Source organism: Microbacterium sp. AG1240 (assembly GCF_003635115.1).
GTDB lineage: Bacteria > Actinomycetota > Actinomycetes > Actinomycetales > Microbacteriaceae > Microbacterium.
In genome coordinates, this window is the sequence record NZ_RBXJ01000003.1 from 359164 (window position 1) to 385274 (window position 26111).

At 71.6% G+C, this 26111-nt stretch carries 22 protein-coding genes and 1 pseudogene; 9 read left to right on the forward strand and 14 right to left on the reverse strand.

The window, feature by feature from the left end; all coding sequences use genetic code 11:
* Positions 1-77: 77 nt before the first annotated feature.
* Together DEU34_RS13800 and DEU34_RS13805 are read left to right on the forward strand one after the other, a co-directional pair.
* Positions 78-626 carry a hypothetical protein gene (locus tag DEU34_RS13800; RefSeq protein ID WP_121151191.1) on the forward strand — a complete coding sequence of 183 codons (549 nt, stop codon included), beginning with the start codon at positions 78-80 and terminating at the stop codon, positions 624-626.
* A 1-nt stretch (position 627) separates the two neighbouring features.
* Complete coding sequence (locus DEU34_RS13805) at positions 628-1101, forward strand: TIR domain-containing protein (protein ID WP_183042493.1); 474 nt, start codon at positions 628-630, stop codon at positions 1099-1101.
* Positions 1102-1176: 75 nt separating this feature from the next.
* On the opposite strand, the gene sufU is transcribed toward DEU34_RS13805, so the two are convergent.
* The 4 genes from sufU to DEU34_RS13825 form a co-directional block, all read right to left on the reverse strand.
* The gene (gene sufU / locus DEU34_RS13810; protein ID WP_121151195.1) at positions 1177-1614 is read right to left on the reverse strand and encodes a Fe-S cluster assembly sulfur transfer protein SufU; all 438 of its coding nucleotides are present in this window, start codon (positions 1612-1614) and stop codon (positions 1177-1179) included.
* Positions 1611-2909, reverse strand: a complete 1299-nt coding sequence (locus DEU34_RS13815) for a SufS family cysteine desulfurase (protein ID WP_121151197.1) — start codon at positions 2907-2909, stop codon at positions 1611-1613. The genes sufU and DEU34_RS13815 overlap by 4 nt, the downstream gene beginning before the upstream one ends.
* A gap of 152 nt (positions 2910-3061) precedes the next feature.
* Positions 3062-4195, reverse strand: coding sequence for an ABC transporter permease (locus DEU34_RS13820; RefSeq protein ID WP_121151199.1), 1134 nt, complete (start codon positions 4193-4195; stop codon positions 3062-3064).
* On the reverse strand, positions 4192-5124 hold the full coding sequence (locus DEU34_RS13825) for an ABC transporter ATP-binding protein (protein WP_121151201.1): 933 nt from the start codon (positions 5122-5124) through the stop codon (positions 4192-4194). The genes DEU34_RS13820 and DEU34_RS13825 overlap by 4 nt, the downstream gene beginning before the upstream one ends.
* A gap of 263 nt (positions 5125-5387) precedes the next feature.
* Here DEU34_RS13825 and DEU34_RS13830 point away from each other — a divergent pair, with 263 nt between their 5' ends.
* On the forward strand, positions 5388-5879 hold the full coding sequence (locus DEU34_RS13830; RefSeq protein WP_121151203.1) for a hypothetical protein: 492 nt from the start codon (positions 5388-5390) through the stop codon (positions 5877-5879).
* A gap of 201 nt (positions 5880-6080) precedes the next feature.
* Here the strand turns inward: DEU34_RS13830 and DEU34_RS13835 are convergent, their stop codons facing one another.
* Genes DEU34_RS13835 through kdpF form a run of 6 tightly spaced genes read right to left on the reverse strand, consistent with a single transcriptional unit; the run spans position 6081 to position 13904 of the window.
* On the reverse strand, positions 6081-6755 hold the full coding sequence (locus DEU34_RS13835; protein WP_121151205.1) for a response regulator: 675 nt from the start codon (positions 6753-6755) through the stop codon (positions 6081-6083).
* Complete coding sequence (locus tag DEU34_RS13840) at positions 6752-9253, reverse strand: DUF4118 domain-containing protein (RefSeq protein ID WP_121151207.1); 2502 nt, start codon at positions 9251-9253, stop codon at positions 6752-6754. Before DEU34_RS13840 ends, DEU34_RS13835 begins: the two co-directional genes overlap by 4 nt.
* A 57-nt stretch (positions 9254-9310) precedes the next feature.
* Positions 9311-9907, reverse strand: a complete 597-nt coding sequence (kdpC, locus tag DEU34_RS13845) for a potassium-transporting ATPase subunit KdpC (RefSeq protein ID WP_121151209.1) — start codon at positions 9905-9907, stop codon at positions 9311-9313.
* 11 nt (positions 9908-9918) lie between these two features.
* Complete coding sequence (gene kdpB, locus DEU34_RS13850; protein ID WP_121151211.1) at positions 9919-12129, reverse strand: potassium-transporting ATPase subunit KdpB; 2211 nt, start codon at positions 12127-12129, stop codon at positions 9919-9921.
* A 1-nt stretch (position 12130) separates the two neighbouring features.
* Entirely contained in the window at positions 12131-13813 is a 1683-nt protein-coding gene (gene kdpA / locus DEU34_RS13855; protein WP_121151212.1) for a potassium-transporting ATPase subunit KdpA, read from the reverse strand.
* 1 nt (position 13814) lies between these two features.
* Positions 13815-13904 carry a K(+)-transporting ATPase subunit F gene (gene kdpF, locus DEU34_RS13860; protein ID WP_116647057.1) on the reverse strand — a complete coding sequence of 30 codons (90 nt, stop codon included), beginning with the start codon at positions 13902-13904 and terminating at the stop codon, positions 13815-13817.
* Positions 13905-14394: 490 nt separating this feature from the next.
* Here kdpF and DEU34_RS16515 point away from each other — a divergent pair.
* Positions 14395-14913 (forward strand): annotated as a pseudogene (locus tag DEU34_RS16515) (Pr6Pr family membrane protein); the annotation flags it as partial.
* Positions 14914-14959: 46 nt separating this feature from the next.
* Here DEU34_RS16515 and DEU34_RS13865 read toward each other — a convergent pair.
* Complete coding sequence (locus tag DEU34_RS13865; protein WP_121151214.1) at positions 14960-17014, reverse strand: APC family permease; 2055 nt, start codon at positions 17012-17014, stop codon at positions 14960-14962.
* A gap of 147 nt (positions 17015-17161) precedes the next feature.
* Between DEU34_RS13865 and DEU34_RS13870 the strand changes: the two genes are divergently transcribed.
* Positions 17162-18424, forward strand: coding sequence for a wax ester/triacylglycerol synthase domain-containing protein (locus DEU34_RS13870; protein ID WP_220659957.1), 1263 nt, complete (start codon positions 17162-17164; stop codon positions 18422-18424).
* A 180-nt stretch (positions 18425-18604) separates the two neighbouring features.
* Positions 18605-19669 carry a VanZ family protein gene (locus DEU34_RS13875; RefSeq protein ID WP_121151218.1) on the forward strand — a complete coding sequence of 355 codons (1065 nt, stop codon included), beginning with the start codon at positions 18605-18607 and terminating at the stop codon, positions 19667-19669.
* A 96-nt stretch (positions 19670-19765) separates the two neighbouring features.
* On the opposite strand, the gene DEU34_RS13880 is transcribed toward DEU34_RS13875, so the two are convergent.
* On the reverse strand, positions 19766-20041 hold the full coding sequence (locus DEU34_RS13880; RefSeq protein WP_121151220.1) for a helix-turn-helix transcriptional regulator: 276 nt from the start codon (positions 20039-20041) through the stop codon (positions 19766-19768).
* A gap of 44 nt (positions 20042-20085) precedes the next feature.
* Here DEU34_RS13880 and map point away from each other — a divergent pair, with 44 nt between their 5' ends.
* Positions 20086-20859, forward strand: a complete 774-nt coding sequence (map, locus tag DEU34_RS13885) for a type I methionyl aminopeptidase (protein WP_121151222.1) — start codon at positions 20086-20088, stop codon at positions 20857-20859.
* A 22-nt stretch (positions 20860-20881) separates the two neighbouring features.
* On the opposite strand, the gene DEU34_RS13890 is transcribed toward map, so the two are convergent.
* Positions 20882-22096: an amidohydrolase gene (locus tag DEU34_RS13890; protein WP_121151224.1), complete on the reverse strand. Its 1215-nt coding sequence runs from the start codon at positions 22094-22096 to the stop codon at positions 20882-20884.
* A 150-nt stretch (positions 22097-22246) separates the two neighbouring features.
* A complete protein-coding gene (locus DEU34_RS13895; RefSeq protein ID WP_121151227.1) occupies positions 22247-23923 on the reverse strand; it encodes an alpha-amylase family glycosyl hydrolase in 1677 nt (558 codons plus the stop codon).
* A gap of 196 nt (positions 23924-24119) precedes the next feature.
* Here DEU34_RS13895 and DEU34_RS13900 point away from each other — a divergent pair, with 196 nt between their 5' ends.
* Together DEU34_RS13900 and DEU34_RS13905 are read left to right on the forward strand one after the other, a co-directional pair.
* Entirely contained in the window at positions 24120-25322 is a 1203-nt protein-coding gene (locus DEU34_RS13900; protein WP_121151229.1) for an NAD(P)/FAD-dependent oxidoreductase, read from the forward strand.
* Positions 25323-25458: 136 nt separating this feature from the next.
* Positions 25459-25986 (forward strand): adenine phosphoribosyltransferase, encoded by a 528-nt coding sequence (locus DEU34_RS13905; protein WP_121151231.1) that lies wholly within the window; start codon positions 25459-25461, stop codon positions 25984-25986.
* Positions 25987-26111 lie beyond the last annotated feature (125 nt).

The following is a 26111-nucleotide window of genomic DNA, read 5'->3' on the forward strand; positions in this document are numbered from 1 at the left end:
GGAAGCCCCGGGCGCTCTGCGTCCGGGGCTTCCCGCGGGTCTCGGCTTCCCCGTCGATCACGAGAGAAGATGACACCATGACGAAGACTGTCCTTCGCCCCTTCGGTGCGGCCCTCGCCTTCCTGCTGGCCGCCGCTTTCGTCCTCGTGGCCCCCGGTGCCGCGAACGCGCACGGTGGGCCGATCCAGCTGACCATCGGTCCCGACGGCATCGGAGGCGTATCGCTCTATGCCCAGTACACCCGGGACGGGCACATGGTCGACGAGATCATCGACCCGCTCGTGACGGCGAAGGCCGACGACGGGCGCACGGCCGGGCCGGTCTCGCTCGTCTCGTCGTCGGAGGGGCAGGGGCGCTGGGTGAGTGAGCAGCCCTTCCTCGGCGAGGGGCGATGGACGGTCACGGTACGCACGACCACCCCCGACGTCGCGGAGACGACCGCGGTCTTCACCGTGGCCGAGCTGGACGAGCCGATCAGCGCTCAGACCACCTCCGCAGCGGCAGACGATGACACATCCTCCGCGCTCGGCGTCGGAATCGTCGGACTCGGCGCGGGGGTACTCCTCGTCGGAGGCGTCGTGGGGGCAATCGTGCTCCGCCGCCGCACGAAAGACCGAACGGTCTGAGATGAGTGCGACGAGCATCGAGTCCCCCGTCCGGTCGGCTGTGCGTCGCAGCACCGGAGCCGTAGCCGTCGAATCGAAGGTGATCTTCGTGTCGTTCGCCGTCGAGGACGAGCAACGCGAAGCATCCTTCCGCGCGCAGTCGTTCCGCACGCGCGATCCCTTCGTCTTCGTCGACCTGGCGGTCAAGCGCCCGGACGACCGCACCTGGGTGCGTCGGGCGCGTCACCGCATCGAAGGGTGCGACGCGGTGATCGCGCTCGTGAGCCGGCACACCCCGGCGTCGGAGGGGCAGGCGTGGGAGTTGCATCGTGCGCGCGAGGCGGGTAAGCCGATCCTCAGCGTGTGGGCGGACTCCGAGCACCAGCCGCCGCTCGCCGTCCCGCAGCCCGCCGAGTGGGGTTCGCCCGAGATCGCCGCGTTCATCGACGCGATCGAGTGCTGCAAACCCGAGTGGGGCGCGCGGCTTCTGCTGTGATCCTCGAGCGCACGGGCGACCGTCAGCGCGGGGCGCGGTGTGCCACCGGCGGACGACGCGGCGGGGTGGTCCCGCTCAGGAGCGACGCAGGGCGTCTTCGAATGCGACCCACGAGAGCATCGCGCACTTGACCCGGGCGGTGTACTTCGACACCCCCGACAGAGCGGTGGCGTCACCGAACTCGTCCTCGTCGAGTTCGAGGGTGCCCTTCGAGCGCATGGCCTCGCGGAAGCCCTCGATCAGGCGCTCGGCGCCCGCGCGATCGAGACCCTCGGCGGCGAGCTCGGCGAGCATCGAGGCCGACGCCTGCGAGATCGAGCACCCCGCGCCCTCCCACGTGAGGGAGACGACGCGGTCGCCCTCCATGCGCACGCGCACGGTGATCTCGTCTCCGCAGATCGGGTTGCGCTGGTGGCTCGTCGCGTCCGCGTCGGACCCGGCCAGGCCGAAGCCGCGCCGGTTCTTGGCATGGTCGAGGATGAGCTCCTGGTAGAGCGACTCCAGCCCGCTCACGCGTCGGCTCCGAAGAAGGGGCGCACGCCCGAGAGCGCATCGAGGAACACGTCGATCTCGTCCTCCGTGTTGTAGAGGGCGGCGCTCGCGCGCACCGACGCGGTGATCCCGAATCGTCGGTGCAGCGGCTGCGCGCAGTGGTGGCCGACGCGCACGGCCACACCGCGCGCGTCGAGGAACTGGCCGACGTCGTGCGCGTGCACGCCGGCGACGTCGAACGCCCACAGCGCGACGCGTTCGACACCGTCGGCATCGCCCAGCAGACGGATGCCGGGGATCTCGCGGAGTCCGCGCAGCATCCGCTGCTCCAGGGCCGTCTCGTGCGCGTGGACGGCGGTCATGTCGAGTGTGCCGAGGTAGCGCGCGGCGGCGGCGAGGGCGATGGCCTGCGACACGGGCTGCGTGCCGGCCTCGAACCGCTGCGGCGGCGGCAGGTACTCGGCGCGGTCGAGTGTCACGGTCGTGATCATCGACCCGCCGGTGAGGAACGGCGGCAGGGCCTTGAGCACGTCGGTGCGTCCGTAGAGCGCGCCGATGCCGTACGGGGCGAGCATCTTGTGGCCCGAGAACACGGCGAGGTCGACCCCGAGCGACGGCAGGTCGAGCGGCAGGTGCGGCGCCGACTGGCACGCATCGAGCACGCTCAACGCCCCCGCGGCGCGGGCGAGGCCCACCAGCTCGGCGACGGGGTTCACGATGCCGAGCACGTTGGAGACGTGGGAGAAGGCGACCACGCGCGTGCGCTCGCCGATGACGGATGCGGCGGCCTCGAGGTCGAGCCGGCCGTCGTCGAGCACGGGGATGTGGCGCAGGATCGCACCGGTGCGGGCGGCCAGCTCCTGCCACGGGATGAGGTTGGCGTGGTGCTCCGACTCGGTGACGACGATCTCGTCACCGGGGACGAGGGCGAATCTCGCCGCCTCCGGCCCGCCGCGTCCGATCGACGCGTTTCCGATCGCGTAGGCGACGAGGTTGATGCCCGCCGTCGCGCCGCTCGTCCACACGAGCTGCTCGGCGCTCGCGCCCACGAACGCCGCGACCGTCTCGCGGGCGTCTTCGAACAGCTCGGTGGCTTCGGCGGCGAGGGTGTGCGCGCCGCGGTGCACGGCCGCGTTCGCGCCGGTGAGGAAGGCGACCTCCGCGTCGGTGACCGCGCGGGGTTTCTGGCTCGTCGCGGCCGAGTCGAGGTACACGAGCGGCGCGCCGTCGATGTCGCGCGTGAGGATCGGGAAGTCGCCGCGGACGGCGACCGGGTCGAAACCGGCGGCCAGGATCGCGCCGTCAGGAGAGCTCATCGCTCCAGGCTATGCCGAAGCATCCGTCCCCGGGTCGTGTGCCCCCGCCCGCTGACCGCGAAACCGCTTCCGGCCGACGAGACCCGGGCTTCATGTCGGGGTCTCGCCGCGGGGAAGCGGTCTCGCGGTCAGGCGGATGCTGCGCGCGGGGGTCACGCGATGCGGGTGCCCGGGGGCATGCGCTTCGCGGGGGTGCGGGTGCGCACCGCGGCGCGCCACAGCAGCAGCGCGGCGAGGGCGAGCTGCACCGCCAGTCCGACGAACCAGCTCGGCGTGGTGCCCTCGATGCGGTCCTCGGACGTGATGGAGCCGTCGGTCGAGTTCTGCACGGCGCACCCGTCGTATTCCGACGCGGCCTCGGGCGACAGCTGGGCCGAGCGGATGAAGACCTTGATCGTTCCGAAGAGATCGCGGGGGTAGCCGTCGACGAACTGCGACGGCGTGGCGTCGGCGAGCACGATGAACGGGTTCGCCGCCAGCAGCCACCACACATGGTCGCTGCGCGTGGTGCGGTACTCGCTCGTCGTCCACTCGCCGCACACGTACTGCGGCTCGATGAATCCCGAGCCGCCGGTGCACTGGGGCAGCGGTTCGGTCTGCCCGGGGGCGGCCGTCATGCACTCCGGCGCGACCGTCGGCACGTCCGTCGGATAGACGGGCTCGAGGCTCCGCGATCGCGACTCGACGGTGGTGGAGCTGGCGGCGGTGGCGAGCCCGAAGGCGATCGGCGTGCCCAGCACGAGGGCGGCGACCGTCAGGTAGGTCACGGCCACCGAGAACAGGGGGCGGGCCAGGATGCCGCTGAGCCCGACGCCGATCGCGGCGACGACGCCGACCTCGACGACGAGCACCAGGAGCGAGACGAGCAGCACGGAGATCGACACCCCGCCCGAGACGGTGGCGATCACGAGGAACGGAAGCGCGACCGCGAGGAACGCCAGGCCCGTCACCCAGGCCGCGAGCAGCTTGCCGACGAGGATGTCGCCGGTCGTGGCGAGGGTGACCTGCACGGGGGCGAGCGTCGCCGCATCCCGGTCGCCGTTGATCGCGTTGCCGCTCAGGGTCGGTGAGACCAGCACGACCAGCAGCAGCACGAAGTAGACGACGATCGAGAACACCGTCGCGCCCGCGGTGTCGCCGGATGTGGTCCCCGCCGCCCCGAACGACAGGGCCGTGACCGCCACGAGGAGCACGGCGAAGACGCCGAGCAGCACGTACCAGGCGGCGCTGCGCACGCGCTGCGTCAGTTCGAGTCGGGCGATGACCCCGATGCGGGCGGCGTTCACGTCAGGCTCCCGTCGCGGAGGTCGAGCAGGGTGTGTTCGAGGGTTCCGGTCGCCGGCGCGAACTCCACGACGGGGAGACCCGCTTCGACGAGCGCGCGCAGCGCCGCCGCGGCGTCGTCGTCGGATCCGACCGGCACCATCACGCCGAGACGTTCGGCCGTGAGGGTCCACGCCTCCAGGCGCAGGGCCGAGGCGATGGGCTCGACGGATGCGGCGGCCGCCGTGTTCGCGAGACGCACGCGCCACGCGCGACGGCGGTGGGTGGCGGCGGCGACGCGGTCGGGTGCGACCGTCGCGCCGTCGAGGAGGAAGACCGCGTCGTCGACGACCTCCTCGAGCTCGGAGAGCACGTGGCTGGAGACGAGGACGGCCCGCCCCTCGTCGGCGAACCGGCGCAGCAGCACGCGCAGAGCCACACGGGCCTCGGGGTCGAGTCCGGAGGCGGGTTCGTCGAGGAGGAGGGCCTGCGGGTCGTGCACCAGGGCGCGGGCGAGCCCGAGGCGTTGCTTCTGTCCGCGGGAGAGCACTCTCGCGGGGGCCTCGGCGAGGGAGGCGAGGTCGACGAGCTGCAGCAGCTCTTCGGCACGCTCGTGCGCGGCCTCGCGCGTGGCGTCGTAGAGACGGCCGGTCACCACGAGCGTCTCGCGGGCCGAGAGCGAGCCCCAGGCGCCGAGCGCGTCGGGCATCCAGCCGAGCAGCCGCCGCACTTCGTGGGGTTCGGTGACGGGATCGAATCCGCCGACGCTGATCTCGCCCGCATCCGGCGCCAGCAGTGACGAGAGCATCAGCATCAGCGTCGTCTTGCCCGATCCGTTGGGTCCGACGAGGCCGGTGACGCGCCCCGCCTCGGCCCGCAGACTGACGTCCCGCACGGCGGGCACGTCGCCGAACGAGCGACGGACTCCGGCCGCGACGATGGTGGCACTCATCGTTTCACCCTATCGGGGCGTTTCTGCCGCCCCCGGGAGACCGCGAGACCGCTTCCGCGCGACGAGACCCGGGCCTTATGTCGGGGTCTCGCCGCGCGCATCGGGTCTCGCGGTCGGGGCGGGGACGGGCGGGGCGGGGACGGGCGGGTCGCGGGCGGGCGGCGGGCGGGCGGCGCACGGGCGGCGTGAGGAACGGGGGAGCGGGCGTACGGGTTGCGTGAGGACCGCGGGCGGGCGGGGCGACCGGGCGTAGACCGGACGACATGACCCTCACGTCGATCCTCCCCACGCTGCGCGACAGCATCCCCTCGCCCTTCGATCGCGAGGCCTGGCCGGCGCGCACCACCCCGACGATCGACGACGTCGTGGTCGCCGGCGTCTCGCTCTTGCGCATCGTCGACCTCTGCGCGACGCCCTGCGTCTACACCGGCGCGGCCGTGATTCCGATGTCGGGAGGCGTGGTGTCGTCGACCGACGCGACCACGGTCGTGGTGGCTCGTGTCGCGGCGACGGATGCGGGCAGCATCCGCCTCGACGCGACCTTCCGCCTCCACGCTCCGCTGTGGCGGGAGGCGCGGTTGCTCGGCCGCGTCTCGCACGCGTACGAGCAGGCGTTCTCGGTGCTCGACGCCGACTCGGGCGCGGTGTCGGGTGCGGTGCGGATTCCGGGCGACCCGCGCGTCGGCGATCTCGTCGCCGTTCCCTGCTCGGGATGCTTCAGCGTGGGCGATGTGCGCCCCTCGCGGGGGCGTTGACCGTGCTGCTCCACACGATCCTGTACGCCGTGCGCTGCGCCCGTGTCGAAGCCACCGCGTCGGCTCCCGAACCGCCTGACGAGGACCCCGCCTGACGCGCGTCGCGCCCGAGTCGTCGAAACAACAACCCGGATACGAGACTGCGACCTCCGCCTGAAGTCTCGTATCCGGGATGACGTCTCGCGGCCCGTGGCGAAGGTGTCAGCCGGTGACGAGGCGGTAGCCCATGCCCGACTCGGTCAGCAGGTGCGCGGGGTGGGCGGGGTCGCGCTCGAGCTTCTTGCGCAGCTGCGAGACGTACAGGCGCAGGTAGCCCGAGTCGCTCACCTGATCGCTCGCCCAGATCTCCTTCAGCAGGGTCTGGCGGGTGACGAGGGCGCCGGGGTTGCGGGCGAGGAACTCCAGCATCCGCCACTCCGTCGGCGTCAGGTGCACGGTGGCTCCCGCGCGGGTGACCGACTTCGCGGCCAGGTCGACCACCACGTCGCCGAAACGCACGGTCGGCTCGTCGGTCGTGGCGACCTGGCGCCGCGAGAGCGCACGCAGGCGTGCCAGCAGCTCGTCGATCTGGAACGGCTTCGTGACGTAGTCGTCGGCTCCCGCGTCGAGCGCGTCGACCTTGTCGGCCGACCCCGTGCGCCCCGATACGACGAGGATCGGCACGCTCGACCACCCGCGGATCGCCTCGATCACCTGCACCCCGTCGAGCCGGGGCATCCCGAGGTCGAGCAGCACCAGATCGGGATGCGTCTGCGCGGCCGCGGCGATCGCCGCCGCGCCGTCGGCCGCGGCCACGACGTCGTAGCCGTGCGCGGCGAGGGTGATGCGCAGCGCCCGCACCAGCTGCGGGTCGTCGTCGGCGATCAGCACCTTCACGGAGCGACCGCCTCGGGTGACGCCACGGGGAGCGCGATCACCATCGTGAGCCCTCCTCCGGGTGTGTCCTCGGGCGCGAGCGTACCGCCCATGCCCTCGGCGAAGCCCTTCGACAGGGCGAGTCCCAGCCCGAGGCCGGTGCTGTTGTCGGTGTCACCGAAGCGCTGGAAGGGGGCGAACATGTCGCTGCGGCGATCGGGCTCGACCCCGGGGCCGTGGTCGACGACGCGGATCTCCGCGGTTCCGGCGAGGCGGCTCGTCGCCACTCGCACGCGCGTGTCGGTGGGCGAGTGCCGTGCGGCATTCGCCAGCACGTTGACGAGCACGCGCTGCAGCAGCACCGGATCGGCCGAGACCGCGGGCAGGTCGGGATCGAGCGCCAGCTCGACGCTGTCGGGGCCGAGGCCGAGCTCGTCGACCGCAGCGAGCACGACGTCGGCGGCATCGACGGGGGCGAGCGATACCGCCAGCACCCCCGCCTGCACGCGGCTGACGTCGAGGAGATCCGTGACCAGCGCCGTGAGCGTATGCAGGCTCTCGTCGGCGGTGGCGAGGAGCTCGGCGCGGTCGGATTCCGACAGCCGCACGTCGGTCGCCCGCAGGCCCCCGACCGCGGCGACCGCGGCGGCGAGAGGGCGTCGGAGGTCGTGGCTGACGGCCGAGAGCAGCGCGGTGCGCACGTGGTCGGTCTCGGCGAGGATCCCCGCCTCGCGAGCGGTCTCGGTCAGGTCGGTGTGCTCGATCGCCGCCCCGAGCTGCGCGACGATGACGTCGAGGAGGCGGCGTTCGGCAGCATCCAGGTCTCCGCCGTGCAGCTCGAGGGTGGCCCGGTCCGCGCCGACCGGGATCGCCACGACCGCGTCGCCGCGCAACGGCTCGCCGTCGGTGGCGAGCACCTCGCCCGACGCATCGACGAGACGCACCCCGGCCATTCCGAACGCCTCGCGCGTGCGGCTGACGAGCGCGGGCACGGCGCTCTCTCCGCGCAGGATGCTGCCGGCCACGGTCGCGAGCAGTTCGGACTCCGCCAGCGCCCGCCGCGCTGCCCGCGCCCGACGGGCCGCCTGGTCGACGATGTAGCTGACGAGGATCGCGATCACGACGTACAGGACGAGCGACAGCGCGTGCGCCGGGTCATCGATCGTCACGGTGAACAGCGGATCGACGAACAAGAAGTCGAGCGTGAAGCCCGACAGCACGGCTGCGAACAGAGCCGGCCAGATACCACCCACGAGCGCGACGATCACCACGAGCAGCTGGTAGGCGAGCACGTCGGCCGTGATCGACTCGTCGGAGCTGGTGGACAGGAGCAGCCACGACAGGAGCGGACCTCCGGTGACGGCGACGACGAAGCCGAGCACGCGGCGCTTGAGGCTGAGGGCGCCGCCGGTGAGCCGCGGGAGCGCGAAGCGGCCCCCGGCTGCGGCGTGCGTGACGATGTGCACGTCGATGTCGCCCGACTCGCGGATCACGGTCGCACCGATCCCCGGTCCGGTGAGCGCGGCGGCGAGCCGGCCGCGTCGGCTGACCCCGACGACCAGCTGCGAGGCGTTGACCGATCGCGCGAACTCGACGAGCGTGCGCGCCACGTCGTCGCCGACGACCTGGTGGTACGTGCCGCCGAGCGATTCGACGAGCGCACGCTGCGCCGCCAGCGCCCCGGGTGCGGCCTGCCGGAGCCCGTCCTGGCTCGTGACGTGCACGGCGAGCAGCTCGCCGCCCGCCGAGCGCGCGGCGATCCGGGCGCCGCGCCGCAGGAGCGTCTCGCCCTCGGGGCCGCCGGTCAGGGTCACCACGACGCGCTCGCGCGCCTGCCATGCCCCCTCGATGCCGTGCTCTGCGCGATAGGTCTTCAGCGCGCTGTCGACCTCGTCGGCGAGCCACAGCAGTGCGAGCTCGCGCAGCGCGGTGAGGTTGCCGAGGCGGAAGTAGTTCGACAGGGCCGCGTCGATCCGCTCCGCCGGGTAGACGTGGCCCGCGGCCAGGCGGTCGCGCAAGGACGCGGGGGCGAGGTCGACGACCTCGATCTGATCGGCGCCGCGCACCACCGCATCCGGCACCGTCTCGCGCTGCTCGACGCCCGTGATCTTCTGCACGACGTCGTTCAGCGATTCGATGTGCTGCACGTTGACGGTCGTGATGACGTCGATCCCCGCGGCGAGCAGGTCGTCGACGTCCTGCCAGCGCTTGTCGTGCCGTGACCCGGGGGCGTTCGTGTGCGCGAGCTCGTCGACGAGGGCGAGCGACGGGCGTCGCTCGAGCACCGCGTCGAGGTCCATCTCGGTCAGCTCGACCCCCCGGTGCACCACCGTGCGCCGGGGCACCTCGGGAAGACCGGCGGTCTGCGCCGCGGTCGCCGCGCGGCCGTGGGTCTCGACGACGGCGATGACGACGTCGCGCCCGTCGCCCTGCAGGCGCCGGCCCTCCTCGAGCATCTCGTACGTCTTGCCGACCCCGGGTGCGGCCCCGAGCAGCACCCGCAACCGCCCGCGTTTCATGTCGTCACCCTAATCCGTGCCGTTCCCGCGGGGCGCGTGCGCGGCGCAAGACGCACCTCAGCGCGCGTCGAGCGCGAGGTTGAGCTCGAGCACGTTCACGCGCGGCTCGCCGACGAACCCGAGGTCACGGGGACGGATGCTGCGCTCCACGAGGTCGCGCACCTCCGCCGCGTCGAGATCGCGGGCCTCGGCCACGCGGTCGACCTGCAGGAGGGCGTACGCGACGCTGATGTCGGGGTCGAGACCCGAACCGGAGGCGGTGACCGCGTCGGCCGGGATCTCGCCCGCCGCGACCCCGTCGAGGTCGGCGATCGTCGCCTGGCGCTCACCGATCGCCGCGATGAGGTCATCGTTCTCGGGGCCGTAGTTCGACCCGCTCGAGGCCCCGGCGTCGAAGCCGTCGCCCGCGGCGGACGGCCGCGACTGGAAGTACTCCGGCAGCGGGGCCCCGTCGGCGTCGGTGAACGACTGACCGATCAGCGACGAGCCGACGATGCCGCCGTCGGCGCTCCGGATGAGGGAGCCGTTGGCCTGGGCGGGGAAGGCGAGCTGCCCGATCGCGGTGATCAGCAGCATGTACCCGACGCCGAGGACGACGGTGAAGACGAGCATCGCGCGGACGGCGACGCCGGTGGTGCGGAGTGTGGTGCGCATGGCTGGACCTTTCAGAAGCCCGGGATGAGGCTCACGACGAGGTCGATGAGCTTGATGCCGATGAAGGGCGCGATCACGCCGCCGAGGCCGTAGATCACGAGGTTGCGGCTGAGGGTCGCCGAAGCGCTCGCCGCGCGGTATCGGACTCCGCGCAGCGCCAGCGGGATCAGCACGATGATGACCAGCGCATTGAAGATGATCGCGCTCGTCACCGCCGAGGCCGGTGAACTCAGCTGCATCACGTTGAGCGCGGCGAGGCCGGGGAAGACCCCCATGAACATCGCCGGGATGATCGCGAAGTACTTCGCGATGTCGTTCGCGAGGGAGAACGTGGTGAGCGCGCCCCGCGTGATGAGCAGCTGCTTGCCGATCCGCACGATGTCGATCAGCTTGGTCGGGTCGGAGTCGAGGTCGACCATGTTGCCGGCCTCCTTCGCCGCCGACGTGCCGGTGTTCATCGCGACCCCGACGTCGGCCTGGGCGAGGGCGGGGGCGTCGTTCGTGCCGTCTCCGGTCATCGCGACGAGGTTGCCGCCCTCCTGCTCGCGCTGGATCAGGGCGAGCTTGTCTTCGGGCGTGGCCTCGGCGAGGAAGTCGTCGACGCCGGCTTCGGCGGCGATCGCCTTCGCGGTGAGCGGGTTGTCGCCGGTGATCATCACCGTCCGGATGCCCATTGCACGCAGCTCGTCGAATCGTTCGCGCAGCCCGTCCTTGACGACGTCCTTGAGGTGGATCACGCCGAGGATCGAGCCGGTCACCGAGCCCTCTCCGCCCGGTGCCTGAGCCTGTCGAAGGGTCGCGACGACGAGCGGGGTGCCGCCCGAGGCGGCGATCGCATCGGTCTCGCTCACGAGTTGTGCCCGCAGCGACGTCGAGGGGGCGGCGGCGGATGCTTCGAGCCACGCGAGCACCGCCGAACCGGCACCCTTGCGCACCTGGGTGCCGTCGAGGAGGTCGAGACCGCTCATGCGCGTCTGCGCGGTGAAGGGCACCGACACCGCCCCGTCGGGGAGGGTCGCGACGACCCCCTGCGCCGCGGCCAGCTCGACGACCGAGGTGCCCTCGGGTGTCGGATCGGCGAGCGACGAGAGCGAGGCGGCACGGGCGAGCTCGTCGGCCGGCACTCCGGGCATGCGCACGAAGTCGGTCGCCCGGCGGTTGCCGTAGGTGATCGTGCCCGTCTTGTCGAGGAGGAGGGTCGTCACGTCGCCCGCGGCCTCGACGGCGCGGCCCGACATCGCGAGCACGTTGCGCTGCACGAGGCGGTCCATGCCGGCGATGCCGATGGCGCTCAGGAGCGCCCCGATCGTGGTGGGGATGAGGCAGACGAGCAGGGCGATGAGCACCGGGATGCTGACGGGAGACGCGGCGTAGGAGGCGATGGGGTTCATCGCCAGCACGACGATGACGAACACGATCGACAGGCTCGCCAGCAGGATGTTCAGCGCGATCTCGTTCGGGGTGCGCTGACGCGAGGCGCCCTCGACAAGGGCGATCATGCGGTCGACGAAGGTCTCGCCGGGTTTCGAGGTGATGCGCACGACGATCCGGTCCGACAGCACGCGGGTGCCGCCGGTGACCGCGCTGCGGTCGCCGCCCGACTCCCGCACGACCGGGGCCGACTCGCCCGTGATCGCCGACTCGTCCACCGTGGCGATCCCCCAGACGATGTCGCCGTCGCCCGGGATGAGCTCGCCCGCGGTCACCACCACGGCGTCGCCGAGGGTGAGGTCGGCCGACGGCACCTCGGTGACGGATGCTGCGGTGGCCGCCGCATCCGACGACGCGTCGTAGGCGACCACCCGGCGGGCGTTCGTCGTGGTGCGGGTCTGTCGCAGCGCCGAGGCCTGCGCCTTGCCGCGACCCTCGGCCACAGACTCGGCGAGGTTCGCGAACAGCACGGTCAGCCAGAGCCAGACGGCGATGCCCCACGTGAAACCGGCCGGCACAGGGGTGCCGCCGGAGGCCTCCGGGCCGCCGAGGAACGGCTCGGCGATCGCAATGGCGGTGGTCAGGGCCGCGCCCACCCACACGAGGAACATCACGGGGTTGCGCCAGAGGGCGGCCGGGTTGAGTTTGGTCAGCGCCCCGGGGAGCGCCTCCGCGAGCTGTGCGACGCCGAAGCCGCGCTGAGGGGCGCGGCTCGCCGACTCTTCTGCGGGAGCGGGGGCCGGCGTGCGTCGTTCGACGGGGTCGGGGGCCGGGATGGCGGTGGTGGACATGTCAGGAGAGTCCTTCAGCGAGGGGTCCGAGGGTGAGGACCGGGAAGTAGGTGAGTGCGGTGATGATCACCGCGACGCCCGCAAGGAGCCCCGCGAACTGGGGCCGGTGCGTCGGCAGCGTTCCGACGGTGGACGGAACCTTGTCCTGCGCGGCGAACGAGCCCGCCAGCGCGAGGACGAGCACGATGGGCACGAAGCGGCCCAGCAGCATCGCGACACCGAGCGCGGTGTTCAGCCACGGGGTGTTCGCGGTGAGACCGGCGAAGGCCGACCCGTTGTTGTTGGCCGCCGAGGTGAACGCGTAGAGCACTTCGCTCAGACCGTGGATGCCCGGGTTCCAGATGGACGTCGACTCGACATCGGCGCGCACCGCGGGGATCGCGAAGCTCAGCGCGGTGCCGACGAGCACGAGGATCGGGGTCACGAGGATGTAGAGGCTCGCGAGCTTGATCTCGCGCGGACCGATCTTCTTGCCGAGGTATTCGGGAGTGCGCCCGATGAGGAGCCCGCCGACGAACACCGCGATGACGGCGACCACCAGCATCCCGTACAGGCCCGAGCCGACGCCGCCCGGGGCGATCTCGCCCAGCATCATGTTGATCATCGGCAGCATGCCGCCGAGTGCGGTGTAGCTGTCGTGCATCGAGTTCACCGCGCCGGTGGAGGTGAGGGTCGATGTCGACGAGAAGAGTGTCGAGCCGAAGAGTCCGAACCGCACCTCCTTGCCCTCCATCGCGGCACCGGCGAGCTGGGGAGCGGTGCCCCCGGCGGATGCTTCGGCCCACGTGACGAGCACGAGCGAGGCGACGAAGATGCCCGCCATCACGGCGACGATGGCGTACCCCTGACGGTTGTCTCCGACGATGCGGCCGAACGCGCGAGGCATCGCGAACGGGATCACGAGCATGAGGAAGACCTGGAAGAGGCTCGTCCAGGGTGCGGGGTTCTCGAACGGGTGGGCGGAGTTGGCATTGAAGAAACCGCCGCCGTTCGTGCCGAGGAGCTTGATGGCCTCCTGGCTCGCCACCGGGCCGCCCGGGATCGACTGCGTCGCTCCGGCCACGGTCGTCACGTCGGTGAAGCCCGCGACGTTCTGGATCACTCCGCCGGCGAGCAGCACGATCGCCGCGACGATCGAGAAGGGCAGCAGCACCCGGTAGGTGCCGCGCACGAGGTCGACCCAGAAGTTGCCGATCGTGCCCGACCGGCGGTAGGCGAAGCCGCGCACCAGGGTGATGGCCACCGCGATGCCGACGGCCGCCGAGACGAAGTTCTGCACGGCGAGGCCGGCGAACTGCACGGTGTAGCCGAGCGTGAGCTCGGGCGAGTACGACTGCCAGTTCGTGTTCGTCACGAACGACACCGCCGTGTTGAACGCGAGCGGTTCGCTCGGCGCGGGCAGCCCCAGCGACGCGGGCAGGAACGACTGGAGGCGCTGGAGGCCGTAGACGACCACGATCCCGATGAACGAGAAGAGCAGCACGCCGCGGAGGTAGGCCTGCCAGGTCTGCGCGGAGCGCGGGTCGACGCCGATGAGGCGATAGGTGCCCCGCTCGACGGCGAGGTCCCTCGCGGAGGTGTAGACGTGGGCGATGTAGTCGCCCACCGGCCGGTACGCCAGCGCCAGGAGGAGGGCGAGCGCGCCGGCCTGGAGGACGGCGAACCAGAACTGTTCGGTGGTCACCTCAGAACCTTTCCGGTCGCACGAGGGCGACGACGAGGTAGACCACGGCGCCGATCGCCAGGACGCCGGCGAGCAGAGTGAAGAACGTCATAGCCGCTCGACCCCCCGGGCGATCAGCGCGACGAGTGCGAACAGCACGATCGTCGCGGCGATGTAGACGACATCGAGCACGGGAACTCCTCAAGACGGTGCGGCCGCGCTGCTGCGCGCGGGTGGCCCGACGGGATCCCCCGGGTCACGGTTTCGATGCAACCGCGCCGCGACGCAGCATCCGTCCGTCCTCACGGAATCCATACGCCCCCGACGCAACCCCTCACGAACCGCCTACGAGTCGGAGCGATAATGGCAACCGACAGGCCGAGTCGACGACGGGGGAGGCCCTCGTGGATGATGAGCGGCCGACGCCGACCCGCCGCTCCCGCGCGCGCGCCGTCGAGCGCGGGATCGCCACCGCGCTGCGTTCGAACGAAGCGGCGCAGGCCTGGACGGTGCTGCGCGTGGCGGTGGCCATCACGGCCGTCGTCGGCGTCGCCGCCCCCGCCGAGGTGGTGATCCGCGGGGCCATCGAGGGCGACCGCCACGTGCCGACCGTTGCCGCGAACTATTTCGGGTTCTTCACGATGGTGTCGAACACGGCGGCGGCGGTCGTGCTGCTGTGGGCGGCGGTCTGGTTCTGGGTCACCCGGGGCGCGCGCCGCGAGCCGGCCCCGCTCGCGATGGCTCTGGCCGCCGCGACGACGTGCATCTTCGTCACCGGGGTCGTCTACAACGTGAACGTGCCCGGCATGCCCATGGCGCGCAACGCGATCCTGCCGTGGGCGAGCGTCATCCTCCACGGGATCGTGCCGTCGTTCTTCGTGCTCGATCTGTTCCTCGGCCCGAACCGGCGGGCGCTGCCGTGGTCGCGCGTGGCGTGGATCCTCGCCTTCCCCGCCGCGTGGGTCGTCTACACGCTGGCGCGCGCGAACCTGGTGACGAACACCCTGACCGGCGTGCCGTACTGGTATCCCTACCCGTTCCTCAACCCGTACCAGCCCGGCGGGTACGTCACCGTCGCCGGCTTCGTGGCGCTCATCGGGCTCGTCGTGCTGCTCGCGGCCTTCGTCGTCGTCGCCGTCGGACGGAAGCGAGGCCGTGATCGCGACGCTACGGGGCGGGCGGCGGCGTCTCGTCGGAGCCGCGCGACAGGTGGTGGGGGCGCTGCCCCACCTCCGGCACCGGCTGGCCCCCGCGCTGCTGACCCGGAAGCGGACGGGATCGCCGACCGTAGATGATCTCCGACGAGTCGAGCAGCCACGGCACGAGCGTGATGGAGACGCCGTGCAGCAGCATGAGCTGGTTCGCCAGGCGACGAGCCCTGCGGTTGTGCAGGAACGTCTCCCACCAGTGCCCCACGATGTACTGCGGCAGGTAGACCGTCACCACCGACGAGCCGTGCTTCTCGCGGTACTTCTGGATGAAGCCGGCCACCGGCGACGTGTAGGCCCGGTAGGGCGAGTCGATGATGACGAGCGGTACCGGCACCTCGTGCTCGGCCCAGTCCTTCTGCAGCCGGGCGGCATCGGCCTCGTTCACGGCGACGTGCACCGCGAGCGTCTTGTCGTGATTCGCGGCCAGGGCGTAGTCGATGGCCTTCACGATGGGCTTCTGCAAACGGTTCACGAGCACGATCGCGACGTCGCCCTCGGCACCGAAGTGCACCGTGTCGTCCATCTCGATCTCGTGCTCGACGTCGCGGTAGTAGCGGTTCACGCCCACCATCAGCACCGCAAGGATCGGGATGGCGAGGAACACAAGCCACGCGCCGTGGGTGAACTTCGTGATCGTGACGATGATGAGCACGGCCACCGTCATGCCGGCGCCGATGGCGTTGATGACGAGGCCGCTGACCGCCGAGCGCCGTTCGTATCGCGCCGAGTCCTGCTGCGCCGCTTCGGGGGTCAGGTCCTTCAGGCCCTGCAGCGCGCGACGCCAGTGACGCACCATGCCGATCTGGCCCAGGGAGAACGACACGAAGACACCGATGATGTAGAGCTGGATGAGGTCGGTCTGGTCGGCCTGATAGACGATCAGCACGATGATCGCGACGATGCCGAGCACGATCATGCCGTTGGAGTAGACCAGCCGGTCGCCGCGGGTGTTCAGCGACTTCGGCGCGTAGCCGTCGCGAGCGAGGGTCGACCCCAGCAGCGGGAAGCCGTTGAAGGCGGTGTTGGCCGCCAGCAGCAGCACGCAGGCCGTCGCCGCCTGAATGACGAAGAACGGGATGCTGCCCATGCCGAAGGTCGCCGCGGCCACCTGCGCCATCAGGCTCGGCTGCGGCTGCGTGCAGTCGAAGCCGACGAGGGTGCAGGGGTTCTCGGCGTAGCGCACGCCCGAGACGAGCGCGACGATCGTCAGGCCCACGAACAGCAGGATCGCGATGATGCCCATGAGGCTCAGCGTCGTCTGGGCGTTGCGGATCTTCGGCTTGCGGAACGCCGGCACGCCGTTGGAGACGGCCTCGACGCCGGTGAGGGCGGAGCATCCGCTCGAGAAGGCCCGCAGCACGAGCAGGATCATCGCGGCCTGCGTCAACGACTCCGCTTCCACCGCGTAATCGTGGCTCGACGCGACCGGCGGGTCGCCGGCGACCGTGCGAGCCAGGCCCACCACGATCATCAGCGCCACGGACCCGATGAAGAGGTACGTGGGGATGGCGAACACCGCGGATGCCTCGCGCACCCCGCGGAGGTTCACGATGACGATCAGCACCACGAACCCGACGGCGAACTCGATGCGGAACGGATTGAGCTCGGGGATCGCCGAGATGATGTTGTCGACGCCGGAGGCGACCGACACCGCGACGGTCAGGATGTAGTCGACCAGCAGGGCCGCCCCGACGATGACGCCCGGTATCTCGCCCAGGTTGGTGCGTGCGACCTCGTAGTCGCCGCCGCCCGACGGGTAGGCCTTGATCAGCTGCCGGTAGCTCGTGACCACGACCACGAGCACCAGCACCACGGCACCCGCGACCCAGGGGCTGAAGGTCAGCAGCGCCGTGCCCCCGATGAGCAGGATCATGAGCAGTTCCTGCGGCGCGTACGCCACCGACGACAGGGCGTCGGAGGCGAAGATCGGCAGCGCCATCTTCTTGGGGAGCAGCTGGTCGTCGAGCTTCTCCGAGGTCAGCGGATCACCGATCAGCAGGCGTTTCGCCATGGGGGTTTGCGCGACCGGCACGTCCTCGCCGGATTCGCGACCTTCATCAGTCACGACGCGCGACACTACGCCCGTATCTCACCCCTGCGCAACGCGACGCGCACGGTGCGGTGTACAACGGCGGAGGGCCACTGGCAAGCTGTGGTCGTGAACGGGGATCCGACGCGGCCGTTGGCGCAGGACGACGCCCGTATCTTCGCGCTCGAATCCGACGCGGTGCTCGGCCACACCCTGAAACTGCTGGTGCTCGAACCGGGCGCTCCGCTCGACGTCGACGCGGTGCGCGAGCGCATCCTCGCCGGCGTCGACACCTTCCCCCGCGCGCTCGATCGCGTCGTCGTCGGGCCGTCGGGTGCGGCGTGGCAGAGGGTCGATCGCATCGACCTCGACCACCACGTGCGGAGCCGCTCGGCGGGGACGCCCCACGACCTCCGTCGCGTGGTGGGGGAGCTCATGTCGCAGCACCTCGACCGCGCGCGACCCCTGTGGACGGTCGACCTGATCGGCCCGCTCGACGACGGCAGTCACGCCGTCGCGGTGCGACTGCACCACGCGATGGTCGACGGGATCGGCGGCGTGCGTTTCCTCGACGCGGTGCTCCTCGATCCCCACGACGTCCCGCCGCATCCGGTCGGGGTGAGCGCGGCGGCCCCTGCGATCCCCCGCTGGCTCGAGTGGGAGCGCATGCCCGGAGCCCTGATGCGCGAGCTCGGCCGCCCGGGGGCGCGCTCGCCGTTCGACCGGCCGATCACCCGCGAGAGGGCGCTCGCCTTCGCCGACCTGCCGCTCGACGGGCTCCGGGCCGTCGGTGCCTCTCGTCCGCAGCACGCGACCGTCAACGACGTGCTGCTCGCCGTCGTCGCCGGGGGGCTGCGACGATGGATCGGCGGGCTTCCGCAGGCCCGCGGGCACGCCCTCCCGCACCTGCGCGCGCAGATCCCGGTGAGTCTGCACGTCGAGGGGGAGGCGGCGGCGGCGGGCAACCGCGACTCGTTCCTGAACGTCGATCTGCTCCTCCGCGAGGGCGACGATCTGCGACGCCTCGACGGCATCAGCGCCCAGACCCGCGTGCGCAAGCTCGACCACGACGCTGCGCTGATGGACGATCTCTTCCGCGCGCTCGGTCGGGCGGGGTCTGTCGCGCGGGCCGTCGCCGACAATCCGCGGGAGTTCGGCGTCGCGATCTCGAACGTGCCGGGGCCCCGCACGCCCGTCGTGGTGTCGGGACGGCGGGTCGAACGGCTCTACACGTCGTCGGAGCCCGCGGCCCACCACGCCCTGCGCATCTCGGCCATCTCGAGCGCCGACCGGATGGGCGTCGGCTTCTGCGTCGACCCGACCGCCGTCGCCGACGTCACGGGCCTCGCCGACGCGACGCACGACGCCTTCGACGCGCTCGCCGCGACCTGACGGGGCCTTCTCACCGGGCGCGACGTTCGGAATGCAGGACGAACGGCGGCCGCAGCCGGCCCTGGGCGGTGCCGACGTCGATCCGTCCTGGATTCCGAACGTCGCGCCCGGGCGACCTCGGCGGTCGCGAGCACGATGTCGTCGGTCTCGCGCGGGACGACGGGTGAATACACTCGCAGGGTGGATGATCAGGTGCGCAACGGCATCCTCGCGATCGTCGCCGGGGGTCTCGTCGGGGTTCTGCTGTTCGTTCCCTTCGTCGCCCTCAGCTATCGGCGGCGCGGTCGCCTCACCGCCGGCAGGGCCGTCCTCTGGGCGCTGGCGCTGGTGTATTTCTGGGCGATCTGGACGTATACGCTCCTCCCGCTCCCCGACCCCGACACGATGCGCTGCGCCGGGACGAACCTCGACATCTGGGCGTTCGTCGACGACATCCGAGGCGCGGCGCGCCGACCCGGCCCGTTCGTGACCGACCCGGCCATCCTCCAACTCGTTCTGAACGTGCTGCTGTTCGTGCCGCTCGGGTTCTTCCTGCGCGTGCTCGGCGGCCGCGGCATCCTCGTCGCCCTGCTCGTCGGTCTCGCGACGTCGGTGTTCGTGGAGACCACGCAGGTGACCGGCGTCTGGGGCATCTACCCGTGCGCGTACCGGGTCTTCGACGTCGACGACATGCTCACCAACACCCTCGGCGCCGTGGCCGGGTCGCTCCTCGCCCTCGCCGTCCCGTCGCGCTTGCGCGGAGCCGAGCGCGCCCCCGACGCCGACGTTCCGCGCCCCGTGACCCGTCGGCGGCGGGCGCTCGGCATGCTGTGCGACGCGGTCGGCCTGGGGCTGGTGATGTCGGTCGTCGGCGTGGTCGTGCAGCTGTGGTTGCAGTTCGTCGTGGGAGATCAGCAGGCCGTCATCGACGGCACCGTCTCGTCGGTGGCCGGTGTGGTCGTCGGCACCGGGCTCTGGCTCGCGGTGATCCTGGGCACGGGGCGCTCGGTCGGCGATCTCGCCGTGCGGCTGCGGTTCGCGGGAGGGGTGCTGCCGACGTGGCTCGCCCGGCCGGTGCGGTGGCTGACCGGGGTGAGCGGATACACGCTGCTCGATGCCCTGCCCGATCCGTGGAGCCTCCTGGCGCTGTTGTTCGTCGCCGTGACCGCGGTGATGCTGTTCGCATTCCGCGACGGTCGGGGGCTCCCCGGCGTCTTCGGCGCCCGTGTCGTCGACGATCGCGAGGTGCCGGCGCGCGTGGAGTAGGCCCCGCGAGCGCACGGCTTCCCCCCGACCGCACGGCCCGGGTACGCGCACAGCTCGTGCGCTCGGTCGCAACCCGTGCGCTCGGGCGACGGATGCTCAGGAGGCGACGGGATGCTGCGCGGGAGACGCGCCGGCGTTGACCTCGGCCCACACCTCGTCGAGCGAGAGGTTCAGCACCCCGGCGATCGCGGCGATCGTGGGGAACGCGGGGGTCGCGATGCGGCCCGATTCGATCTTGCGAAGGGTCTCGGGCGAGACGCCGGCGTCGAGGGCGACGTCGAGCATCGGGCGTCCGGCGCGGGCGTGGCGCAGAAGCGTGCCGAGGCGTCGGCCGCGTTCGATCTCCTCGGGGCTGAGGGGCAGTCTGACCATGGCCTCGAGTGTAGACGGGATGATATGGCCGGTATAGTTATTGGGTGATTGAGATCCTGAACTCCGACCAGATCAGCCGCGCGCGGGTCACCGGCGCCCTCGTCGCCGACATCCTCCACACCATCAAGGGCCGCGCGACCGTGGGCACGAACCTGCTCGAGATCGACCGGTGGGCGCAGGAGATGATCGTCGAGGCCGGCGCGACGTCGTGCTACGTCGACTACGCGCCGTCGTTCGGGCGGGGGCCGTTCGGCCATTACATCTGCACCGCCGTCAACGACGCCGTGCTGCACGGTCTGCCCCACGACTACGCGCTCGCCGACGGCGATCTGCTCACGCTCGATCTCGCCGTGGTGAAGGGCGGCATCGCCGCCGACTCCGCCATCAGCTTCATCGTCGGCGAGACGCGGTCGGCCGACGACCTCGCGCTGATCGACGCGACCGAGCGCGCGCTGGCCGCGGGCATCGCCGCCGCCCGCCCGGGTGCGAAGGTCGGCGATATCTCGCGCGCGATCGGCGCGGTGCTCAAAGATGCGGGGTACCCCGTGAACGTCGAGTTCGGAGGGCACGGCATCGGATCGACGATGCACCAGGAGCCCCACGTCGCCAACACCGGTCGTCCCGGCCGCGGCTACACGTTGCGCCCGGGCCTCCTCCTCGCGCTCGAGCCCTGGGTCATGGCCGACACCGCCGAGCTGGTGACCGACCCCGACGGGTGGACCCTCCGCAGCGCGACGGGCGCGCGCACCGCGCACACCGAGCACACGGTCGCGATCACGGACTCGGGCGCCGAGATCCTGACACTGCCTTCGCGCTAGTCCCCTTCGCGGTGGGGTCGCCTCAGGCGAGGAACTCCCGAGCCGCGACCACCAGGTTCTCGACACCGCGGTCGAGGGTCGGCTGCAGCACGGGGGCGAAGTACGGCGAGTGGTTCGTCGGAATGTCACGGTCGATCGTGCCGCCGGCGACAGCATCCGCGAACTTCTGGGGGTCGACGCCGCCCCAGAACCAGAACACCAGTGGCACGCCGGCCTCGCGGGCGAACCACGACACGTCCTCGCTGCCGGTGAACATGCCGGGGTCGACGACGCTGTCGTCGCCGAACGCGCGCTGGAAGGCGCCCGTCAGCCGTGCGGTCGCTGTCTCATCGTTGATCGTGGGCGGCAGGGTGTGGTCGGTCGTGATCGTGGGGGTCTGCTCGGCGCCGGATGCTGCGGCCTCGGCCCGGATGACGCGCTCCACCTTCTCGAGCACCTTGGCGCGCGCTTGGTCGTTCGGGTAGCGCAGGCTCAGTTCGAGCTTCGCCTCGGCGGGGATGATGTTGTTCTTCAGACCCGCGTGGATCGAACCGACCGTGACGACCGCGACGTCGCGCGGGTCGATCTCGCGCGAGACGATGGTCTGCAGGCGCATGACGGTGGCGGCGGCCATGACGATCGGGTCGACCGTGGAGTGCGGGCGCGAGCCGTGCCCGCCGCGGCCGTGCAGCACGACCGTCAGGCCGTCGGAGGCGGCCATCTGGGTGCCGGGGCGCACCCCGATGACACCCGCCGGCAACGGGGTCACGTGCTGGCCGAGCACGATGTCGGGCCGCGGGTAGCGGTCGAGCACGCCGTCGGCGATCATCGCCTTCGAGCCGGCGCCGTACTCCTCGGCGGGCTGGAAGACCGCGACGACGGTGCCCGACCATTCGCCCTTCGTGCTCACGAGGCGCTCGAGAGCGCCCACGAGCGAGGAGACGTGCATGTCGTGGCCGCACGCGTGCATCACGGGAACCTCGAGCCCGGCGGGATCGGTGCTCTTCGCGGTGCTGGCGTACTCGAGGCCGGTCTGCTCCTGCACCGGGAGGCCGTCCATGTCGGCGCGCAGCCACACGACCGGTCCGTCGCCGTTCACGATCGACGTGACGAGCCCCGTGCGTCCGACCCCCTCCTCGACCTCGAGTCCGAGCTCGGTGAGGTGGCGCACGATCACCCCGGCGGTGCGGGTCTCCTGGAACGACAGCTCCGGGTGCTTGTGCAGGTCGACGTACAGGGCTTCGAGGTCGATCGTCATGACCCGAGCCTACGGGGGCGTGCGGTGCTGCCGTCCAGAGCACGTCGTCTCGCCGAGGCGACACCCTCTTCGCGTCGAGAGCGTGTCACCTCGGCGAGACGATGGCGTCTCGGTGAGAAGAGCGGATGCTGCGCGGTGACGCGGGACCCGTCAGGCCAGCCAGACCGTCGTGTCGGGCGGGAGCCGGCGGCCCTCGAGCGGCTCGCTCGCGACGACGACGGTGCCCTCGGGCAGCTCGATCGGCGTGGCGCCGATGTTCGTCAGCACGTGCAGGTCGCCGTTGCGGAACGACAGGACGTCGGATGCTGCGTCGTCGACCCAGGTGAGGGTGCCCGCACCGAGGCCGCGGGCGCGGCGCTCGGCCAGCATCGTCTCGTAGAGCGAGAGGGTCGACGTGGGTTCGCCCTGCTGCGCGTCGCGGGCGAGGGTCGCCCACTCGGCGGGCTGGGGGAGCCACGAGGCGCCGGTGTCGTTGAAGCCGAAGGCGGGGCCCTCGCTGGTCCAGGGGAGAGGCACGCGGCATCCGTCGCGGCCGTACTTCTCGCCGTCGGTGCGGAACCAGGTCGGGTCTTGGCGGGCCTCGTAGGGCAGGTCGATCGCCTCGGGCAGCCCGAGCTCCTCGCCCTGGTAGATGTAGGCCGAACCCGGGAGCGCCAGCATCAGCGCCGACGCGGCGCGGGCGCGACGCAGCCCCAGAGCGGGATCGGGCTTGCCGACGGTGTTCGGGCCGATGCCCGCGCCCTGCGGGATGTCGGCGGGCAGGCCCAGGCGCGATGCGTGACGCACGACGTCATGGTTCGACAGAACCCACGTGCTCGGCGCGCCCACGGCTCCGTAGGCGCGCAGCGACTCGTCGATGACGGAGCGGAGGTCGGCCGCATCCCAGTGGGTCTCGAGGAAGACGAAGTTGAACGCCTGGTGCATCTCGTCGGGGCGCACCCACAGCGCGGTCTTCTCGATGGTCGGCAGCCACGCCTCGGCGCACAGGGCTCGGTCGCCGTCGTACTGCGCCAGCACCTCGTGCCAGTCGCGGTAGATCTCGTGCACGCCGGGCTGCCCCCAGTAGGGCACGTTCGCCTCGTCGCCGCCCATCGAGCCGCCCTCGGGGGAGGGCGTGTAGTCGGGCAGGCCCGCCTCCTTGACGAGGCCGTGCGCGACGTCGACGCGGAACCCGTCGACGCCTCGGTCGAGCCAGAAGCGCAGCACGCCGCGGAACTCCTCGCGCACCTCGTCGTTCGACCAGTCGAAGTCGGGCTGCGAGGTGTCGAACAGGTGCAGGTACCACTGGCCGGGTGCGCCGCCCGCTTCGGTGACGCGGGTCCAGGCGGGGCCTCCGAAGACGGAGTCCCAGTTGTTCGGGGGGAGCTCGCCGTGCGGGCCGCGCCCGTCGCGGAACATGTAGCGAGCGCGCTCGGGGCTGCCGGGGCCGGCCGCGAGAGCCTCCTGGAACCAGGCGTGCTGATCGCTGGAGTGGTTCGGCACGAGGTCGACGATGATGCGGATGCTGCGGGCGTGCGCCTCGGCCAGCATCCGGTCGAAATCGGACAGCGTGCCGAAGAGCGGGTCGACGTCGCAGTAGTCGGCGACGTCGTATCCGGCGTCCTTCTGCGGGGAACGCTGGAAGGGGCTCAGCCAGATGGCGTCGACGCCGAGCTTCTTGAGGTCGTCGAGGTGCGCGGTGACCCCGGGGAGGTCGCCGATGCCGTCGCCGGAGCTGTCGGAGAACGAGCGGGGGTAGATCTGGTAGATGACGGCGGTGCGCCACCACTCGGATCCGGTCTCGGCGGGTCGGGCCTCGGTCGTCGGCACGGTCTCAACGGTCGTCATACGCCCAGGGTACCGAATCGGTTCGATCCGTTGCTGACAGCGGTTTCCGACCGCGAGACCGCTTCTGCGCGGCGAGACCCGGGCTTCATGTCGGGGTCTGGTCGCGCAGAACGGGTCTCGCGGTCATCGGATAACGCAGCGGGGCCGCGTTGTCCAGCGGTGGCCGTCGACGGGGCGTGGCGGGTTGGCTCGGAGCATGGCTGATTCCACCCCCTTCTCCCACCTCATCGTCGGCGGCGGGATGGTCGCTGACAGCGCGGCACGCGGCATCCGCGAGATCGACGCGTCCGCGACGATCCTGATCCTCAGCGACGACGTCGACGAGCCGTACACCCGCCCGGCGCTCAGCAAGAAGCTCTGGACCGACCCCGACTTCACCGACGAGCAGGTGCCGTTGAACACCGCCGCCGACACGGGCGCGGAGATCCGGCTGCGCACCACCGTGCGGGCGATCCGGCCCGCCGCTCACGAGGTGGTCACCTCCGACGGGCGGACCTTCACCTACGGACGCCTGCTCCTGGCGACCGGGGGCCGTCCGGTGCCGTTGCCGCTCGACGACGCCTCCGACGGCCGGCGATCGATCGCGTTCCGCACCGCCGAGGACTACCGGCGGCTGCGCGCCCTCGCCGACGAGGGCGGGTCGATCATCGTGGTGGGCGGCGGCTACATCGGCACCGAGCTCGCCGCGGCGCTCGTGCAGAACGGCATGGCGGTCACGCTCGTGCACACCGGCTCGGTGCTGGGGGAAGACGTCTTCCCCGCCGACCTCGCGCACCGTTTCGAGCGGATGTTCCGCGACGCCGGCGTCGAGCTGGTCGGCGGAAGCCGGGTCTCCGGCGGCACGGTCGACGGCTCGGGCGCCCGTCTCGAGCTCGAGAACGGCGAGGACCTGCGCGCGGATGCGGTGGTCGGCGGCCTCGGCATCACCCCCGAGACGCGGATCGCCGAGGACGCCGGACTCACCGTCGACGACGGCATCGTCGTCGACGAGTTCTTGCGCACGTCTGCGGCCGACGTCTTCGCCGCGGGCGATGTCGCCAGCTACCCCGACCGCATCCTCGGGCGACGCCGGGTGGAGCACGTCGACAACGCCCAGGAGATGGGGCGGGCGGTCGGGCGCAACCTCGCCGGGGCGGACGAGCCGTACACGCACACGCCGTACTACTACTCCGCGGTGTTCGGCCACCGCTATGAGGCGGTCGGCACGCTCGACGCGTCACTCGACACGGTCGAGGACTGGCAGGAGCCGTTCGAGCGCGGCGTCGTCTACTACCTCGACGCAGGACGCGTCGTCGGCGTGCTGCTGTGGGGCGTGGAAGACCGGCGCGACGCCGCCCGCGCCGTCCTCGCCGCCGCCGAGGAGCTCGCTCCCGACGACCTGCGCGGCCGCATTCGCTGAGCCGGGCGTGACCGCGAGCGCCGAGCCGGGCGTGACCGCGAGACCGCTGCGGCGGCGCGAGACCCGGGCTCGATGTCAGGGTCTCGCCGCGCAGGCCGGGTCTCGCGGCCTGTGGCGGCTCGCGTAAGGTCGTACGGTGCCCGACGCCTCCGCCCTCGCCCGCGCCGAATCGCTCATCGGCTCGATCCCCGACTACCCGCAGCCGGGGGTCGTGTTCCGCGACATCACGCCGTTGCTGGCGGATGCTGCCGCCCTCCGTGCGACGATCGATGCCCTCATGGAGCCCTTCGCCGGGCAGTTCGACGTGGTCGCCGGGATCGAGGCCCGAGGGTTCCTCCTCGCCGGCGCGGCGGCCACCGCCGCCGGTGTCGGGTTGGTGCCGATCCGCAAGGCCGGGAAGCTGCCGCGCCCCGCAGCATCCGTCTCGTACGCCCTCGAGTACGGCACCGCCGCGATCGAGATGCACGACGATCTGCCCCGCGGAACGCGCGTGCTGCTGCTCGACGACGTGCTGGCCACGGGTGGCACGCTCGCCGCGGGACGCGAGCTCGTGCACACCCTCGGCAGCGAGGTCATCGGCACGGCGGCCCTGCTCGAGATCGACGTGCTCGGCGGTCGCGCGGCCCTGGGCGACGCCCCGCTGCACTCCCTCTTCCACGTCTGACCCGCGGCCCCGAGCCCGCCCCTGACCGCGAAACCGCCTCCGCGTGGCGAAACCCCGACATAAAGCCCGGGTCTCGGCGCGCACGACGGGTCTCGCGGTCAGTGAACCGCGGCCGCAGAACCGCG

Coding starts and splice junctions, on each gene's coding strand:
- DEU34_RS13815 (WP_121151197.1), bottom strand. CDS start 2,909: ATGAGCTCTCCTGACGGCGCGATCCTGGCCGCCGGTTTCGACCCGGTC.
- DEU34_RS13865 (WP_121151214.1), bottom strand. CDS start 17,014: ATGGCGAAACGCCTGCTGATCGGTGATCCGCTGACCTCGGAGAAGCTC.
- DEU34_RS13895 (WP_121151227.1), bottom strand. CDS start 23,923: ATGACGACCGTTGAGACCGTGCCGACGACCGAGGCCCGACCCGCCGAG.
- kdpB (WP_121151211.1), bottom strand. CDS start 12,129: ATGTCCACCACCGCCATCCCGGCCCCCGACCCCGTCGAACGACGCACG.
- DEU34_RS13825 (WP_121151201.1), bottom strand. CDS start 5,124: ATGAGTGCCACCATCGTCGCGGCCGGAGTCCGTCGCTCGTTCGGCGAC.
- DEU34_RS13805 (WP_183042493.1), top strand. CDS start 628: ATGAGTGCGACGAGCATCGAGTCCCCCGTCCGGTCGGCTGTGCGTCGC.
- DEU34_RS13800 (WP_121151191.1), top strand. CDS start 78: ATGACGAAGACTGTCCTTCGCCCCTTCGGTGCGGCCCTCGCCTTCCTG.
- DEU34_RS13840 (WP_121151207.1), bottom strand. CDS start 9,253: ATGAAACGCGGGCGGTTGCGGGTGCTGCTCGGGGCCGCACCCGGGGTC.
- kdpC (WP_121151209.1), bottom strand. CDS start 9,907: ATGCGCACCACACTCCGCACCACCGGCGTCGCCGTCCGCGCGATGCTC.
- DEU34_RS13900 (WP_121151229.1), top strand. CDS start 24,120: ATGGCTGATTCCACCCCCTTCTCCCACCTCATCGTCGGCGGCGGGATG.
- kdpF (WP_116647057.1), bottom strand. CDS start 13,904: ATGACGTTCTTCACTCTGCTCGCCGGCGTCCTGGCGATCGGCGCCGTG.
- DEU34_RS13890 (WP_121151224.1), bottom strand. CDS start 22,096: ATGACGATCGACCTCGAAGCCCTGTACGTCGACCTGCACAAGCACCCG.
- DEU34_RS13830 (WP_121151203.1), top strand. CDS start 5,388: ATGACCCTCACGTCGATCCTCCCCACGCTGCGCGACAGCATCCCCTCG.
- DEU34_RS13880 (WP_121151220.1), bottom strand. CDS start 20,041: ATGGTCAGACTGCCCCTCAGCCCCGAGGAGATCGAACGCGGCCGACGC.